The sequence below is a fragment of the Acinetobacter sp. AOR01_HL genome (assembly GCF_027855455.1).
GTDB classification, from domain to species: Bacteria; Pseudomonadota; Gammaproteobacteria; order Pseudomonadales; family Moraxellaceae; genus Acinetobacter; species Acinetobacter baumannii.
In genome coordinates, this window is record NZ_JAKTIM010000019.1 from 12,239 (window position 1) to 27,581 (window position 15,343).

16 protein-coding genes are annotated in these 15,343 nt (G+C 38.3%); 11 read left to right on the forward strand and 5 right to left on the reverse strand.

Translation table 11 applies throughout. The features are described from left to right. Positions 1-45: 45 nt before the first annotated feature. The 3 genes from minC to MKL62_RS06460 all read right to left on the reverse strand — a co-directional run bounded on the left by minC (position 46) and on the right by MKL62_RS06460 (position 2,878). The gene (gene minC, locus MKL62_RS06450; RefSeq protein ID WP_000763674.1) at positions 46-768 is read right to left on the reverse strand and encodes a septum site-determining protein MinC; all 723 of its coding nucleotides are present in this window, start codon (positions 766-768) and stop codon (positions 46-48) included. A gap of 121 nt (positions 769-889) precedes the next feature. Further along, positions 890-1,936, reverse strand: coding sequence for a hypothetical protein (locus tag MKL62_RS06455; protein ID WP_005129445.1), 1,047 nt, complete (start codon positions 1,934-1,936; stop codon positions 890-892). Positions 1,937-1,951: 15 nt separating this feature from the next. Then, a complete protein-coding gene (locus MKL62_RS06460) occupies positions 1,952-2,878 on the reverse strand; it encodes a 1-acylglycerol-3-phosphate O-acyltransferase, YihG family (protein ID WP_005129443.1) in 927 nt (308 codons plus the stop codon). 244 nt (positions 2,879-3,122) lie between these two features. On the opposite strand from MKL62_RS06460, the gene MKL62_RS06465 reads away from it, so the two are divergent. The 10 genes from MKL62_RS06465 (at position 3,123) to MKL62_RS06510 (ending at position 13,138) form a co-directional block, all read left to right on the forward strand. Beyond that, entirely contained in the window at positions 3,123-3,776 is a 654-nt protein-coding gene (locus tag MKL62_RS06465; RefSeq protein ID WP_001202415.1) for a YiaD family glycine zipper/OmpA-like lipoprotein, read from the forward strand. Positions 3,777-3,969: 193 nt separating this feature from the next. Beyond that, complete coding sequence (gene rep / locus MKL62_RS06470; RefSeq protein ID WP_000093035.1) at positions 3,970-6,009, forward strand: DNA helicase Rep; 2,040 nt, start codon at positions 3,970-3,972, stop codon at positions 6,007-6,009. A 24-nt stretch (positions 6,010-6,033) separates the two neighbouring features. After that, the gene (gene dut / locus MKL62_RS06475) at positions 6,034-6,486 is read left to right on the forward strand and encodes a dUTP diphosphatase (protein ID WP_000868152.1); all 453 of its coding nucleotides are present in this window, start codon (positions 6,034-6,036) and stop codon (positions 6,484-6,486) included. A gap of 199 nt (positions 6,487-6,685) precedes the next feature. After that, positions 6,686-8,104 carry a phosphomannomutase/phosphoglucomutase gene (locus tag MKL62_RS06480; protein ID WP_001102848.1) on the forward strand — a complete coding sequence of 473 codons (1,419 nt, stop codon included), beginning with the start codon at positions 6,686-6,688 and terminating at the stop codon, positions 8,102-8,104. A gap of 14 nt (positions 8,105-8,118) precedes the next feature. Then, complete coding sequence (gene argB, locus MKL62_RS06485; protein WP_001135419.1) at positions 8,119-9,027, forward strand: acetylglutamate kinase; 909 nt, start codon at positions 8,119-8,121, stop codon at positions 9,025-9,027. A gap of 120 nt (positions 9,028-9,147) precedes the next feature. Then, the gene (locus MKL62_RS06490; protein WP_000890283.1) at positions 9,148-9,930 is read left to right on the forward strand and encodes a GNAT family N-acetyltransferase; all 783 of its coding nucleotides are present in this window, start codon (positions 9,148-9,150) and stop codon (positions 9,928-9,930) included. A gap of 108 nt (positions 9,931-10,038) precedes the next feature. After that, entirely contained in the window at positions 10,039-10,887 is an 849-nt protein-coding gene (locus tag MKL62_RS06495; RefSeq protein ID WP_270899754.1) for a class II glutamine amidotransferase, read from the forward strand. 318 nt (positions 10,888-11,205) lie between these two features. Next, entirely contained in the window at positions 11,206-11,595 is a 390-nt protein-coding gene (locus MKL62_RS06500; protein ID WP_079269084.1) for a bacteriohemerythrin, read from the forward strand. A gap of 152 nt (positions 11,596-11,747) precedes the next feature. Beyond that, positions 11,748-12,815 carry an SLC5/6 family protein gene (locus MKL62_RS06505; RefSeq protein WP_000092403.1) on the forward strand — a complete coding sequence of 356 codons (1,068 nt, stop codon included), beginning with the start codon at positions 11,748-11,750 and terminating at the stop codon, positions 12,813-12,815. Then, on the forward strand, positions 12,815-13,138 hold the full coding sequence (locus MKL62_RS06510; RefSeq protein ID WP_000442585.1) for an RnfH family protein: 324 nt from the start codon (positions 12,815-12,817) through the stop codon (positions 13,136-13,138). Before MKL62_RS06505 ends, MKL62_RS06510 begins: the two co-directional genes overlap by 1 nt. Positions 13,139-13,192: 54 nt before the next feature. On the opposite strand, the gene MKL62_RS06515 is transcribed toward MKL62_RS06510, so the two are convergent. Further along, positions 13,193-13,591 (reverse strand): outer membrane protein assembly factor BamE, encoded by a 399-nt coding sequence (locus MKL62_RS06515; RefSeq protein ID WP_001170994.1) that lies wholly within the window; start codon positions 13,589-13,591, stop codon positions 13,193-13,195. Positions 13,592-13,702: 111 nt separating this feature from the next. On the opposite strand from MKL62_RS06515, the gene fur reads away from it, so the two are divergent. Continuing rightward, positions 13,703-14,140: a ferric iron uptake transcriptional regulator gene (fur, locus tag MKL62_RS06520; RefSeq protein WP_001122847.1), complete on the forward strand. Its 438-nt coding sequence runs from the start codon at positions 13,703-13,705 to the stop codon at positions 14,138-14,140. Positions 14,141-14,210: 70 nt separating this feature from the next. Here fur and MKL62_RS06525 read toward each other — a convergent pair whose 3' ends face one another. Beyond that, the gene (locus tag MKL62_RS06525; RefSeq protein WP_005129441.1) at positions 14,211-15,329 is read right to left on the reverse strand and encodes a PilT/PilU family type 4a pilus ATPase; all 1,119 of its coding nucleotides are present in this window, start codon (positions 15,327-15,329) and stop codon (positions 14,211-14,213) included. Between the last annotated feature and the right edge of the window lie 14 nt (positions 15,330-15,343).

Consider the following 15,343-nt stretch of genomic DNA (forward strand, 5'->3'; position numbering starts at 1 on the left):
CATACACCCTTAAAAGGGCTGTTTTTTGGTGATTTGCTTAATAAACTAAAGTTCTAGAGCTTCAAATTCAAGCTCTTGCTTTTCATTTAAATAAATATGTACTGGCTTTTTTACCACATGTTTAGGGATATCATCTGCGACACAATATGTTCCGGCAATGGAAACGAGTTCAGCCTCTAAAGATTGGCAAAAAATGCGTGCAGCAGCGTGCCCACCCGCACCAGCAATGACTCTACCACGAACCGTGCCATAAATATGTATATTTCCTGAAGCAATCACTTCGGAACCACTATTCATGCCAGCTTTTAAAATAATATCGCCTTGGTCTTGTACAAGAGATTGGCCTGTACGCAAAATTTCATCATGATAAGAGGTAATATGGGCAACTGCATTATTATTTAGTGGTTTTTTTGTTTCTACTGAAGCTTGTGCAGAGCTAGGCTTCTCTACAATTGCAACTTGCTCTGCAGTTGGTTTAATACGTTGTAATGGTTGATCTGCCGGTAATACAGGGAACTGAATGGCGCGTGCTTCGTCGCCTAAAATACCGTCAATGACAGCCATAGGCTGTAAGCCTAAGCTGACTAACAGCTGAATTAAAGCAATAAGCTCTTGTTCAACAGTACTATCTATAATAACGACAGTTCCCTGATAGGAACCTTCATTTAATATATTTGATAATTGCTGGCGGATCACATCATGATCATTCGTATCGAAGGTTATCCTGCTAAAGTTAACCATTCTGCCGGTAATCCGGATATCAGCCATAAGTCTTCCTTCAAGGCGTTAAAACGAGCTGTAATATCGTTAAGTTTATTGTAAATAGAGCAAATGCTAGAACAAATCGTACCAATTCTCTAGCGTGATTTATAAAAAAATAAATAAATGCTTATTCTTTGATTCGATCATACTCCGCGAGTGTTTGTTGCCACTGTTTAACTTTAACTTGTTTACGGACAGCTTTTAGCGTTTCAAAAACGACAGACTCAACCAGCTGCTCAAGTTCATGGTTATCAATATTTATATGGCTAATTTTTTGAGAAATTAATTGATAAGTTGAATTAGGGTGTGCGGCTGAACCTTCAATTAACGGCTCTATTAAACCAGCACTGATATTTTCACCAAGACGTTGACCAATACTTTGAATTTGTTGCTCAATACGTCCCCCTACAAGTGGAATAAGCCTTAATAATTGTGTTAATTCAGGCGTATCTTCTATTGCCTGATCTACAATTTTTCCGACAGCTCGGGTGATTACAGGCTTTTGTTCTTTTAAAGCAGTTGCTAAAGATTCTTGTAATAGGGCAGTTAGGGTTACGGTAAATTGTTCACGATGATGATTAACCAAATCATGAATAATTTGTTTATGGCTAGAACTCGTTTCAAGTTCGTATCGAATACCGTCAATTACGGTAATCACCACGCGGTCCGACAACTCTTCCATAACCACACGGTAATAAAAGAGACCTGTCTTTCTCCAGCTTTCAGGAATAACCGGGTAACCAAGTTCGTGTAAACGGTATGCAATAATCCCGGCACGGAATAAACGTAGAAAACGTAGCTGAGGAATAATAGCTAAAATTTCATACCAGTGAATGAAAGGGAAGAAGAACCAACGCTTATGATGTTTATAAACGATAGCAATTCCCCAACGGACCAGTAGTTCAATAATTAGAAAACCAATAAACCAGGCTTCAGAGGTAATAACCCACGGGTGTAAATGGGTACGGTAGAAAGACAATACTTGGGGTAAATGGATATGTTCAAAGAACCATGCCCCAATACTGCTCATTAAAAAGAAATTGGCTGCAAGACAGAACAGATTGAAAATGATAATAAACACCATAAAGATGTCGTAGACTAAAAACAGCTTAAATGAAAGGCTGCTTGAATCTACACGGTGATATTTCGTTTGCTTTCCGGAACTGTTTTGCATAAAAGTGGATTCTTTTTAAAGATTCGTAGTCTCGTATTGAGCTTTCATTTTCTCGATGAGCTGATCTTTTTCAGTCCAGAGTTCATGTACCCATTGTTGAAAACGTTCACGGTAAACTTGGTCATCTTCATAATTACCCCCGAGAACCCAGTCTGGTATTTCAATTTTACGAAGATTGACCGCAATTTTTGAAACGTCACCTAGCCAGAAATCGCCATAACCTGGTACGCCATCAGGGTAGACAATGGTCATATCAACTAAAGCATCAATTTTGTCGCCCAAAATATTTAACGCCAGAGCTAAACCACCTGCTTTAGGTTTTAATAAATGTTTATATGGTGATTTTTGTTTATCGTGTTTTTCCTGAGTAAAACGAGTCCCTTCCAAATAATTTAATAATGTAAAAGGTTGACTTAAGAGCTGTTCACACGCTTTACGTGCTTCCATCATATCGCGGTCTTTGAGTTCAGGGTTTTTCGCGATTTGCTCTTTTGTATGACGCTTCATCATTGGGAAGCCTAAGATTTTAAAAGCTTGACCCACGAAAGGAATAAAGATGAGTTCCCACTTGGTAAAAAAGCGGGTAAGCGGCATACGGGTTAACCCGAAATACTGGTTTACTGTGGTATCAACCCAACTTTGATGGTTACAAGTCATTAAATAACGGCCTTGCATATTCAGATCAAGGTCTTCGTCAATGCTAATGTCCCATTTTAAATTAGGTAAAACATGATCAATGAGCCAATTATTGACACCAAGCCAGCTATTAGTAATTTGAATATTGGTTTCATCAATTTTTGAAGACTTTTTAAATAGCTTTGTTAAACCTAAAGCTAAGACAGGTGGTCCATGAAAAAAAGTGCTACCTGTGATGACTGTACCTACAGTGAGTCCACGTGTAATTTTTTTTAGCGCAGATTGCTTATTGGGTGCAGTTGACATATAAATGGCCCCGAATATCCAAAATCCATAGAAAGTTGTTCAACTATAACTATCGTGAAATGAAATACAACGGTATCTTAGACAACAATGAAGAAATTGTGATGAGTGCACACCTTAAAGTGCATCAAAATATTACAAAAAAATAACTAAACTGTTTATTATTAACAAAATATCAATGTTTTATACTTCCTTTTTGTTTCATTATTCATTCAACAACAAAACACTCAAAGTGAGGAGGCATGCAATGCGTGCATTAGTTATTTCAACAGTGGTAGGGGCAGCAGTAGTACTTTCTGGTTGTCAAACAACAGGTAATAACCTTGGTGGCGTTGAATACGATAAAGCCGCATTAGGTACTTTGATCGGCGCAGCAGCTGGCTACGGTATTTCTAAATCAAATGCAAACTCTAGTCGTCAAAACAACCGTGCTGCGGCAATTGGTGCAGTTCTTGGTGCAGCTGGCGGTTTATATCTTGACCAAAAAGAGAAAAAATTACGCGAACAAATGGCTGGTACTGGTGTAGAAGTAGGCCGTAACCCAGATGGTTCTGTTCAATTGATCATGCCTGGTAGCATTACTTTTGATACTAACAAATCAAACATCAAGCCAAACTTCTATGCAACTTTGGACAAAGTAGCTCAAACATTGGCTGAAGATAACAAGAGCGCGATTTTAGTTACTGGTTATACAGATAACACTGGTAATGACTCTATTAACATCCCATTATCTCAAGCGCGTGCTCAGTCAGTTAAAAACTATTTAGCTGGTAAAGGTGTTCCATCTAGCCGTATCGATGCACAAGGTTATGGTTCTTCTAACCCAATCGCAGACAACTCAACTGCTTCTGGTCGTGAACAAAACCGCCGTGTAGAAATCAGCATTTATGCTAAACAATAAGATCTAGTTTATTGTTTCAAAAACCACCTTCGGGTGGTTTTTTTATGGGTGAAGTATAAAAAATAATCACGACATTCTGCGGCGCATAAATCGCATTATTAGACATCATTTATACATATCCGTAGATTTACTATTGGGATTCTAAAAAAGAGATGACTATAATCATGCTCGAAAAATTAAGAGGTAATACACGATGTCATCTGCCAGTCAACTGAACAACAAGCAAGAAGAAGCCATGAAATATACTCAAGGCCCTTTATTGGTGCTTGCTGGCGCTGGTTCAGGTAAAACATCGGTAATTACGCGTAAAATTGCCTATTTGGTGCAACATTGCCGTATTCCTGCGCATCGTATTACAGCGATGACCTTTACCAATAAAGCTGCACGTGAAATGAAAGAGCGTGTCACTAAGCTTTTATCACGTGAAGAAGCAAAAGGTTTGTCCGTTTCGACCTTCCATACTTTTGGTTTAAATCTTTTACGTTTAGAACTTAAAAATTTACCTTTAAAAGCTAATTTTTCGATTTTGGATGCAGATGACTGTAAACGTATTTTGATGGACTTGATGCATCGCGATAATTTATCGGGTGCAGAGAGTAAAGAACTAATTGCCAAGGCAATGAAGAAAATTTCAGATTGGAAAAACGATCTGATTTTGCCTGAACAAGCACATTCGACGTGTGAAACTCCTGAAGATGTCCAGTTTGCCCATCTTTATCAACTTTATGAACGTAATTTACGTGCTTACAATGCAGTTGACTTTGATGACCTCATTGTTATGCCTACCCGCTTATTGCAAGAAAATGCAGAAGTACGTGACAAATGGCAAAACCGTGTTCGTTACTTGCTAGTGGATGAGTATCAAGATACCAACACCGCGCAATATATTTTGGTGAAACTACTAGTTGGCGTAATGGGGCAGTTTACAGCCGTAGGTGATGATGACCAGTCGATTTATGCATGGCGTGGGGCTAAACCTGAAAACATGGCTTTGCTTAAACAGGATTTCCCAAATCTACATATTATTAAACTTGAGCAAAATTACCGCTCGACCAGCCGTATTTTGAAAGCTGCGAACTGTGTAATTCAAAATAACCCGCATATTTTTGATAAAAAATTGTGGAGTGATAAAGGGCATGGTGAGGTCATCAGAATTATTACCTGTCGTAATGATGATGATGAAGCAGAACGTGTAGTCAAAGACTTACTGACTCACAAACTTATGAATGGTAAGAACTGGAAAGATTACGCTGTATTGTACCGTGGTAACTTCCAGGCGCGTGTATTGGAAACACAACTTCGCCAAATGCAGATTCCGTACAAACTCTCTGGTGGTACATCGTTCTTCGCTCGTGCAGAAATTAAAGATGTAATGAGTTATTTACGTCTTATTATTAACCCAGAAGATGACAGTGCTTTCTTACGTATTATTAATACGCCTAAACGTGCGATTGGCCCAGTTACTCTTGAGAAGTTAGGCTTATTTGCACAAGAAAATAATTTGTCTTTACTTGGTGCTTCTTCTGACCAACGCTTAAGTATGGTGCTTCCTAAAAAGGCAGAAACTCAATTGCATGAGTTTGCTGATTTTATCTCGACGTTTACACGTGAGCTGCTGGAAGATGATGAACCTGTGCCTAAAGTTCGTCAAATGATGAATGAAGCGGGTTATATCGACTATATTCGTGAGCAGTCCGCAACGCCTGCGCAAGAGAAAAGTAAACTCGATAATATCGAGAACTTGTTTAGTAGTATTCAAAACTTAATTAATCGTGCTGAAGATGTTGATGAAAAGAACATTGAAAGTGTGATTCGAAAACTAGTCTTGCTTGATATGTTAGAGCAGCAGCAAGAGGAAGAGGACACTGATAAAGTGAACTTACTTACTCTACATGCCGCTAAAGGTTTGGAATTCCCATATGTCTATATTATGGGTCTTGAAGAAGAGCTGTTGCCGCATAAGAACTCGATTGCTGCTGAAACTATTGAAGAAGAACGCCGTCTTATGTACGTGGGAATTACCCGTGCACGTCAAGGCTTAACTTTGACTTTGGCAGAGCAGCGTAAAAATGGTGGTCAAATGAAACAGATGACCCCAAGCCGTTTCCTCGATGAGCTTCCGCAAGATGAGCTCGAATGGTTAGGGCGTAAAAAGAAAATTGCAGCAAATGTTGATCCTAAAGAACAGGCTCAACAATATTTGGCAAATTTAAAAGCTTTATTAAAGCGTTAATTTTTTTAATTTTTAGGAAATCCCATGAAAGTTCAAGTTAAATTGCTCGATCCGCGTTTAGGTAAAGAGTGGCCTTTACCTTCATATGCAACAGCAGGGTCAGCAGGTTTAGATTTACGTGCCTGTTTAGATGAAGCAATTGAGATTGAACCAGGCCAAACTGTTTTGGTTAAAACAGGTATGGCAATTTATATTCATGATGTGAATTTTGCTGGTTTAATTCTACCGCGTTCAGGTTTAGGCCATAAACACGGTATCGTGCTTGGCAACTTAGTTGGTTTGATTGATTCGGACTATCAAGGTGAGTTGATGGTTTCAGTGTGGAACCGTGGTCAAACCACCTTCCGTTTAGAACCGGGTGAGCGTTTAGCACAGTATGTTTTAGTTCCAGTAGTTCAGGCTGAATTTGAGCAAGTAGAGGAGTTTGAAGAAACTTTACGTGGCGCAGGCGGCTTTGGTCACACTGGTAAACAATAATTAATTTATAAAAAATAATGAAAAGAAACGCTTGTTTTACAAGTGTTTCTTTTTACACCTTGAATGTTACAATGAATTATATTACAAAACGCTTTACTCATATTCTTTTAACTTTTTTTAGCAAATACCCATTTTTCAGATTTTGAATACTCTATGTTTTTGCGATAGATCAAATTGATCTTTAAATAGAAGATACGCTATGAATGTAAGACACTCATTTCCAAAAAATATTTTCCGTGCTTACGATATTAGAGGCAAACTTTCTTATTTAACTACGGACGTCGTCCGTTCAATTGCCTATGGATTGGCACAACAATATAAACAAGCAGAACAAACTCAACTGATTATTGGTTATGATGCGCGCCTAACGAGTCCGGCTTATGCGCATTTAATCGAAGAGATATTAGTAGAGCAGGGTTTAAATGTTACAAATATTGGTTGTTGCTCAACCCCGATGATGTACTACATTGCACGGGAGTTTGGTGGTAATGGCATAATGGTAACAGCTAGCCATAACCCTAAATCAGATAATGGTATTAAATGGATTTTAAGAGGTGAACCTCCATCTCCTGAAATGATCCAGCAAGTAGGTGAATTTGCGCAAACATATGTACCTACTCATACAATTTCATTATTAGAATTATCAACTCCTCAATTTAATTCAGAATTTTGTAAAAAATACCAACAAGCAATCTTTAACGATATTCAACTTAAGCGTCCTTTAAAAGTTGTATTAGATGGCCTGCATGGATCGGCAGGGCACTGCTCAAAACTCGTACTTGAAAAAATGGGTTGTGAAGTCATTGCTTTACGTACAACTCCAAATGGTGAGTTCCCTGATCATGCACCAGACCCTTCACATGCTGCGCATTTAAAAGAACTACGTAAAACGATTATTGAACAGGGGGCAGATATTGGTATTGCCCTTGATGGCGATGGCGACCGTGTCGTATTGCTTGATGAAAAAGCCAATATACTTACCGCTGACCGTTTATTGTCACTATTTGCACAAATGTGTCTGGAGCAGCAACCAGACAAAGAAATTGTATTTGATGTGAAATGCTCACTCATGGTTCAAAGAACCGTAGAACGACTTGGTGGTAAACCCAAAATGATTCGCACGGGAAGTAGCTTCCTCCGCGCGTATTTATCTCAATCAAATGGTAACGCCATTTTTGGGGGCGAATACGCGGGTCATTATGTATTTAATGATGGGCGTGGTTTTGGGTATGACGATGGTTTGTACGCTGCATTACGTGTAATGGAATATTTCACCGAGTCGAGTGCGACAACAATTTCTGATTTATTTTCTAATTATCCTGAAAGATGCTGTACCGAAGATACTTATATTGGCACCCATCAGTCCGACCCTAAACATGTACTACAAGATATTGAAATTTTAAGCCATCGTTTGGGTGCTCGAATTAGTAAAATTGATGGCGTACGTCTTGATTTTGATGATGGTTTTGGCATTATTCGAGCATCAAATACAGGTGAGTATTTTACCGTAAGATTTGACGCTGATAATCCTTTACGTTTAAAGGAAATCCAGCAAAAATTTATTGATATGTTGCAAGAGCGTTATCCGCAAATTGCACAAGAACTTTCTGAGGCCTAATAAGGAGAGGCGCAATGCCACAAGATCAGCATCTCGGCGTCGACAAAGCAAAAATCTTGATTGAAGCTTTGCCATATATTCAACGTTTTTCTGGTAAGACGCTGGTGGTGAAATACGGTGGTAATGCGATGACTGATCCTGAATTGGAAAGTTCATTTGCCCGCGATATCGTTTTACTTAAAACTGTGGGTTTAAACCCGATTGTTGTGCATGGCGGTGGCCCACAAGTTGACTCTTTCTTAAAGCAATTAGGACGTGAGTCTGACCGTATTGATGGTATGCGTGTGACCGATGAAGCTACGATGGAAGTGGTTGAAATGGTCCTAGGCGGTAGCGTAAATAAATCTATTGTTAATTTGATTAATAAACACGGCGGCCGTGCAATTGGCTTGACTGGTCAAGATGGTAACTTATTACGTGCCCGTAAATTATTAATGGAAAAACAAGAAGAGGACGGTTCTATCAAACATATCGATTTAGGTATGGTTGGTGAGGTGACTGGGGTTAAAACTGACGTATTAGAGATGTTTACTCAAAGCGACTTTATTCCTGTTATTGCTCCATTAGGTGTTGATGAAAAAGGTAATACTTACAATATTAATGCTGACTTGGTGGCTGGGAAGGTCGCAGAAGCATTAGGCGCAGAAAAATTAATTCTGCTGACTAATATTAGTGGCGTATTAGATGAAAACAAAAACCTTTTAACCGGTTTAACGACACAAGAAGTTGACCGTTTAATCGAAACAGGCGTAATTTACGGTGGAATGATTCCTAAAGTAGGCTGTGCCCTTGACGCTGTAAAAGGTGGTGTTGTGAGCGCACATATTGTTGACGGTCGTGTACCGCACGCAACATTACTTGAAATCTTTACAGATCACGGGGTTGGTACGCTTATTTCTAACCGTACACAAACAACTCACTAAACCTTATTATTTTTTATTAAAAGATCACGCTAAGTGGTCTTTTTTTATGCCATTTAATTTTGGTCATTTTTTTGTCATGAGCTTTGACTAGTGTAGTGGGTGTCACTAGGAGCGTTCATTATGCTGGAAAAATTTAATCAATATCGCCAAACCTGGACTTTACCTTTAAATCGCCATAAGGCTAACAATCAAACACAATTCCGCTTTGAATGGGTTGATAATTTAAAAGAATTACAAGATGTACAACGGTTTCGTGCACAACAATTTAGTAAACAATTCGGCATTCAGTTTGAAGATAATTTAGATCAAGATATTTACGATTTTGGCTGTGAGCATGCTGTATTAAGAGAAAAATGGACAGGAGAGATTGTTGCTTATACACGACTTAAGCTCTTCCAAGGCCATGAAATAGGGCAAAGTTACAGTGCTAATGAGTTTGATATTGTCCCACACTTGTCACATTTGCCAAATGTATTAGAGATAGGGCGTACTTGTGTACATCCACGTTTTCGTAATGGTAAGGCACTTTCAACGTTATGGCTGAATCTTGCACCAAAAGTATTGTGGTCAATGCGCGCTAAATATTTGATGGGATGTGTCAGTATTCATCTGCAAGATAATTTGGCTAGAGCGTACTATACACACCGTCAAATTCAGCAATTACCGGACACTAAAACCATCGATATTCGTTCTAAAAAAATCTATGAACCTGAATATCCGGAGTTTAGTTTCCCTCAAGACGAGCGGATGCCGAAACTATTCCAAATGTATTTGAGTATGCAGTCTAAATTATCTAAAGATGCCTTCTTTGATGCTGAATTTAACTGTCTCGATTACTTTGTATTTTTAGAAGTGAATAAAATTGCCACTTCGTTTGTAATGAATAAAATGGCTCAGCGATAAAGTTATCTTATATTTTGTAATAGCGAGCGCATATTGGGATTTACAAGCCAATTTACTCTCATGCACAATAGTGCGTATGGGGTAATGAAGTGAAAGTTTAAAAACAATATGTGCCAGCTATTAGGAATGAATTGTGCAACACCAACGGATATCACTTTTTCTTTCCGTGGTTTTTCACAGCGCGCAGGAATTACCTCTGACCATAGTGATGGTTTTGGTATTGCCTTTTTTGAAGATAAGGCATGCCGTTTATTTGTAGATAACCAGTCTGCAGTTGAATCACCAATTGCTGATCTTATTCGTAATTATCCCATTAAATCACGTAATGTAATCGCACATATTCGTAAGGCGACTCAAGGCAAAATTACGCTTGAGAACTCACATCCTTTTATTCGGGAGTTATGGGGACGTCACTGGACTTTTGCCCATAATGGCGATTTACATGATTTTAATCCACCCTTGAGCGGACGTTTTACGCCGGTAGGGAATACCGATAGCGAAAGAGCATTTTGTTATTTATTAGATCAACTGGTAGAAGTATTTGGTTATGAAGAACCAACGCTTGAGCAGATATTTGAAGTATTAGAAAAGATTTCCCCTCAAATTGCAGAATATGGGACATTTAATTTCTGTTTATCGAATGGGCAAGCTTTATTTAGTTATGCGATTACTAAATTACATTGGTTAGTTCGAGAATATCCATTCAATAATGCACATTTAATTGATTTAGATGTTGAGGTTGATTTTAGTCAGGTAACCACTCCTGAAGATCGAGTTGCAGTAATTACCACTGAGCCTTTAACTCATAATGAAACATGGATTGCTTATCAACCTGGTGAAATGATTTTATTTCAACATGGTAAACCTATAAAGAAAGCGATTACTCAAGTTGAAAGATTAATACGTGAAGAGAAAAATCCTGAACTTAAGCGTATTACTCGTGCTGACCAATATTAATTTTTTATTGAAAGAAATGTAATTTCTTAAGAAATATATATTTTTGTTTATTTAATAATAAAGTATTTTGTTTAAAAAATACTTTATCTTTTTAGTTGGTTAATATTAATTAATTTTTTAAAAATCAAAAACTTATTTATTTATTCATTTTTATTTATTTAAAGCCGACAAAATAGCTTTGTTTTTATTTATACCCTTTAAAGATAAGATGCAGTTTATGCAACAGTCATTGAACATCATTGGGGGTGATGTATGAAAATGAAATGGGCTTCAGAATATAATACTGGTATTGACGTTATTGATGAGCAGCATAAATGAATACTGGATTATATTAATGAGATTGATGATGTAAAAGATGATGAGGATAGACGTCGTATTAAAGATGTTTTAGACAATATTATTGATTATACGCAATCACATTTTACCTTTGAAGAAAGTTTACAAGAGGAAGCGGATTATAAATATAGAGTGCCTCATAAACGTGTACATGACTTGTTTATTAAAAAAATAGAGTTATATCGTGAACGTTTTGAAATGGGCCATACGATTGAAGCAGAATTACAAGAGATCTTGGCTAAATGGTTAATTAACCATATTCAACATGATGATGCCGATTATGTGGGGGCAGTAAAAGAAAATATGATGGGGATTATTAGAGAAAAAGAAAAGAAGAAAGGAAAGAACTGGTTCGCCCGTTTTTTCTCATAACCTTAACTAAAAAAACTCTAATATACAGTTAGCGCGGCAAACTATCGTTTCGGTGGTTTGCTTTTTTTATTGTGCAAACTTTGATTTTCATGCATGAGACGGGCAAAATATCTATAGACTTTTTCAAGGAATGCATAATGCAGGACATACCTATGTCACGATGGTTATCGCCTCTTATGGCGTTTTGCTTATCTTTTGTCATCATGGCCACTTTGGCACCCACCATGGGAATCCAGATAGATCGTCAAATCGATTTCTGGTTATTGTGGTTTGGCACTATGTTGTTATTGGCATTACCAGTTTGTTATTTGGAAATTGCTTTAGCAAAACGATCAAAAACAACCGCTTTAAATGCGTTATCGAGTTTAACTCGTGAAGCTGATAGTTCCCCTAAATGGCGTGTGGTTGGCTGGCTTGCTGTTGTTTTTATTCCTTTCTTAGCGGGTAACGTTCTAAGTACTGCGAGCAATATATTAGTTGCACAGTTTGCCCCAAGCATTTCCGGTCAAATTATTTTTGCAGGCCTTGCAGTTGCTGCCTTGGTATTATCTTTTATTCCACGCCAAATACTTATTCTATTAATGACCTTAGGAGTAATCGCTTCTATTGTGTTGGCAAATATGATGGGCTCGACTTTACAACCTTGGCATTGGACCAGTGTTGAGTTTAAGGAGTGGGGTAATGCAACTGTACTTGCACTTGTCGCGAGCGGGTTAGGTTTAGGGCTTTACTGGCAAAATAGTGTAGGTGCTGTTCAGGCGCAAGAAGGCGCAACGAAAACTGTTCTTCCAATTTGGTTAGCTCAGCTCATTGCTGTAGTTGCTTTTGGCTTTTTCTCGCTTCAGGCTCAATTACCCGTTTTAACGTGGATATTTACCGGAGTAATGACATCCGCGTTATTTGTGCAGTTGGCTAGAGAACAACTTGCTCAGCGACAGCTTATGCCTGTTTTACAATGGGTGATTATTGTTGTAGCAATTGCAGTTTGGGCGGTGCCGGAAGTTCATAATTTATTCACGCTTATTCTTATGCTGTGGGGCTTACTTATTTGCCTAATCTATGCAGTTTTTGCAGGTTGGATTATGAAAATTAGCCACTTGCGTAAATCGATGAATTTCAGCAATGAGCTTTTTTATAACTTATGGCGTATTGCTGTACGTATCGTATTGCCGCTTTCAATTATTGTGGCAATGATTGCTGTAATTGGACAAAGTATCTAATGGAACGTACACAACAAGTTTGGGTCGCTTTTGCGGTACCGGAACAACAGTTTTTAATTTCTGTTCCATTTGAAGAGGGAATGACTGCTGCACAGGCAGTTCAAGCAAGTGGTTTATCAAATCAAGTTGATTTGCCTGAACCACTTCAGCTCGGCATTTTTGGAGTAAAAGTAGAAACTGATGCGGTATTACACGCGGGTGATCGAGTTGAGGTTTATCGACCATTAACGATTAATCCAAAAGATATTCGCCGGAAACGTGCTGCGAAAAACCCTGTAGGCAGATACATTAAAGGCAATCGCTTTAAGCAATCAGCTCAATAAGCAAAACCCCTCAAGTATTTCACTAGAGGGGTTTCTTTTTATTAGAAAAAACGATTATAGTGGTGGGGCAGTTAAAATTGCTTCTTTGGAAGCAGGTAAACCTGGTTGCGATTCTGGAATAGTCTCTAAACCTTCAATTTTAGTTACGGTTCCAGTTCCATCAAAGTAAATTTTTAAATGCTGACCATGTGCTGCGGGGATTTTCGCTTTTTTAGCATATGTTCCCGGGATATAGTTGTAGATATAGTCCCAACGTTGTGGATTGAGGGGATCAGTCACTGTTGGGCTACCAAGCAAAAAGCGCACTTGCTGGAAATTCATGCCGACCTGTACTTGAGAGGCTTGAGCTTTAGTCAATGGAGTCCCTTGAGGAATATCAACCTTATATACACCAAAGATTGAACAACCAGCTAGGAGTGAAGTGACGAATAACGTCAGCACGAGTTTTTGCATTTTGCTACACTATCCCAATAAATTATGATGCATTTGATCAAAGGATAGATCATACTTCATCTAAATTCTATTGCCTATTCCAACTTGAGATTTGTTGAGAGACCTTTTTTCATGCCTATTTCCAATCAAGATTTGCGCAAAGCTGGACTTAAAGTTACCCTTCCACGAATTAAGATTTTGGAATTATTAGAAAATTCAAAACAACATCATCTTAGCGCCGAAGATATTTACAAGACTTTGTTAGAGCAAGGGGAAGATGTCGGACTTGCGACAGTTTACCGTGTGTTAACACAATTTGAAGCTGCGGGTATTATTCAACGTCATCATTTTGAAAATAACCATTCTGTTTTCGAAATCATGCAAGAAGATCATCACGATCACTTAGTATGCCAAAACTGTAACAAAGTCATTGAATTTACTAATGATGTTATCGAGAAAGAACAGCATTCTGTAGCAGAACAACATGGGTTTACCTTAACGGGTCACTCATTAAATCTCTATGGTTACTGTAATGAACCTGAATGTCAGGAAGCATTGCGCAAGAAATAATCGTTTTCACATAAAGAAAACAAATAAAAAAGGAAGGTTACGTTTAACCTTCCTTTTTTTTATGAAGAAATTACTGGCGGTCAAAAGTTAAATGCTGTTTTCCGTCTGATAATTGATCAGGACCTTCATCTGCAAGTTTAATGGTTAAACGTAAATCGTTCGGTGAGTCAGCATGTTTAAGTGCATCTTTGTAGGTAATTTGACCAGCTTTATATAAATCAAATAAAGCTTGGTCAAAGGTCTGCATACCAAGTTCACGTGAGCGTTTCATCAAATCTTTAATTTCATGAATTTCACCTTTACGGATGTAGTCTGAAATTAATGGTGAGTTAATTAAAATCTCAATTGCTGCACGGCGTGAATTACCATCTGGTGTTGGAATGAGCTGCTGCGCAATCATAGCCTTTAAGTTAAGTGACAAGTCCATATAAAGCTGGCTATGACGGTCACTTTCAAAAAAGTGAATAATACGGTCGAGTGCTTGGTTGGCGTTGTTGGCGTGCATGGTAGCTAATACAAGATGGCCTGTTTCAGCAAAGCCAATCGCGTAGTCCATGACTTCACGAGAACGAATCTCACCAATTAAGATGACATCCGGCGCTTGTCGTAATGTATTTTTCAAGGCAATTTCAAATGAGTCGGTATCGATCCCGACCTCACGCTGAGTAATGATGCAACCTGCATGTTCGTGAATAAACTCAATCGGGTCTTCAATGGTAATGATATGGCCCTTAGAGTTATGGTTACGATGGCTGATCATTGAAGCCAATGAAGTGGATTTACCTGTACCTGTCGCGCCTACGAAAATAATAATGCCGCGTTTGGTCATAGATAAATCTTTAAGCACAGGTGGTAACTGCAAGTCATCAATTGAAGGAATTTTGGTTTCAATTCGACGTAGTACCATGCCTGGCATGTCGCGTTGCTGAAAAGCACTGACACGAAAACGCGCACTTTTATCACGGTTCATAATCGCAAAGTTACATTCACGAGTCTCTGCAAATTCTTTGCGTTGTTTTTCACTCATGATGGAGTGTAATAGTTGCCCAATAATTTCGCCTGAAAGGCTATTTTTTGAAATGGGAACAATTTGTCCGTTAATCTTCATTGATGGTGCAACGCCATCTGTAATAAAGAGGTCGGATGATTTTTTTTCAACCATGAGGTTGAGCAGGTCATTAAAATCCATATTTATTCTCTAAT

Bases quoted from the DNA above. Each gene is read 5' to 3' on its own strand.
- minC (WP_000763674.1), bottom strand. From the start codon at position 768: ATGGCTGATATCCGGATTACCGGCAGAATGGTTAACTTTAGCAGGATA.
- MKL62_RS06465 (WP_001202415.1), top strand. From the start codon at position 3,123: ATGCGTGCATTAGTTATTTCAACAGTGGTAGGGGCAGCAGTAGTACTT.
- MKL62_RS06495 (WP_270899754.1), top strand. From the start codon at position 10,039: ATGTGCCAGCTATTAGGAATGAATTGTGCAACACCAACGGATATCACT.
- rep (WP_000093035.1), top strand. From the start codon at position 3,970: ATGTCATCTGCCAGTCAACTGAACAACAAGCAAGAAGAAGCCATGAAA.
- MKL62_RS06510 (WP_000442585.1), top strand. From the start codon at position 12,815: ATGGAACGTACACAACAAGTTTGGGTCGCTTTTGCGGTACCGGAACAA.
- MKL62_RS06525 (WP_005129441.1), bottom strand. From the start codon at position 15,329: ATGGATTTTAATGACCTGCTCAACCTCATGGTTGAAAAAAAATCATCC.
- argB (WP_001135419.1), top strand. From the start codon at position 8,119: ATGCCACAAGATCAGCATCTCGGCGTCGACAAAGCAAAAATCTTGATT.
- MKL62_RS06490 (WP_000890283.1), top strand. From the start codon at position 9,148: ATGCTGGAAAAATTTAATCAATATCGCCAAACCTGGACTTTACCTTTA.
- MKL62_RS06515 (WP_001170994.1), bottom strand. From the start codon at position 13,591: ATGCAAAAACTCGTGCTGACGTTATTCGTCACTTCACTCCTAGCTGGT.
- MKL62_RS06460 (WP_005129443.1), bottom strand. From the start codon at position 2,878: ATGTCAACTGCACCCAATAAGCAATCTGCGCTAAAAAAAATTACACGT.
- MKL62_RS06480 (WP_001102848.1), top strand. From the start codon at position 6,686: ATGAATGTAAGACACTCATTTCCAAAAAATATTTTCCGTGCTTACGAT.
- fur (WP_001122847.1), top strand. From the start codon at position 13,703: ATGCCTATTTCCAATCAAGATTTGCGCAAAGCTGGACTTAAAGTTACC.
- dut (WP_000868152.1), top strand. From the start codon at position 6,034: ATGAAAGTTCAAGTTAAATTGCTCGATCCGCGTTTAGGTAAAGAGTGG.
- MKL62_RS06505 (WP_000092403.1), top strand. From the start codon at position 11,748: ATGTCACGATGGTTATCGCCTCTTATGGCGTTTTGCTTATCTTTTGTC.
- MKL62_RS06455 (WP_005129445.1), bottom strand. From the start codon at position 1,936: ATGCAAAACAGTTCCGGAAAGCAAACGAAATATCACCGTGTAGATTCA.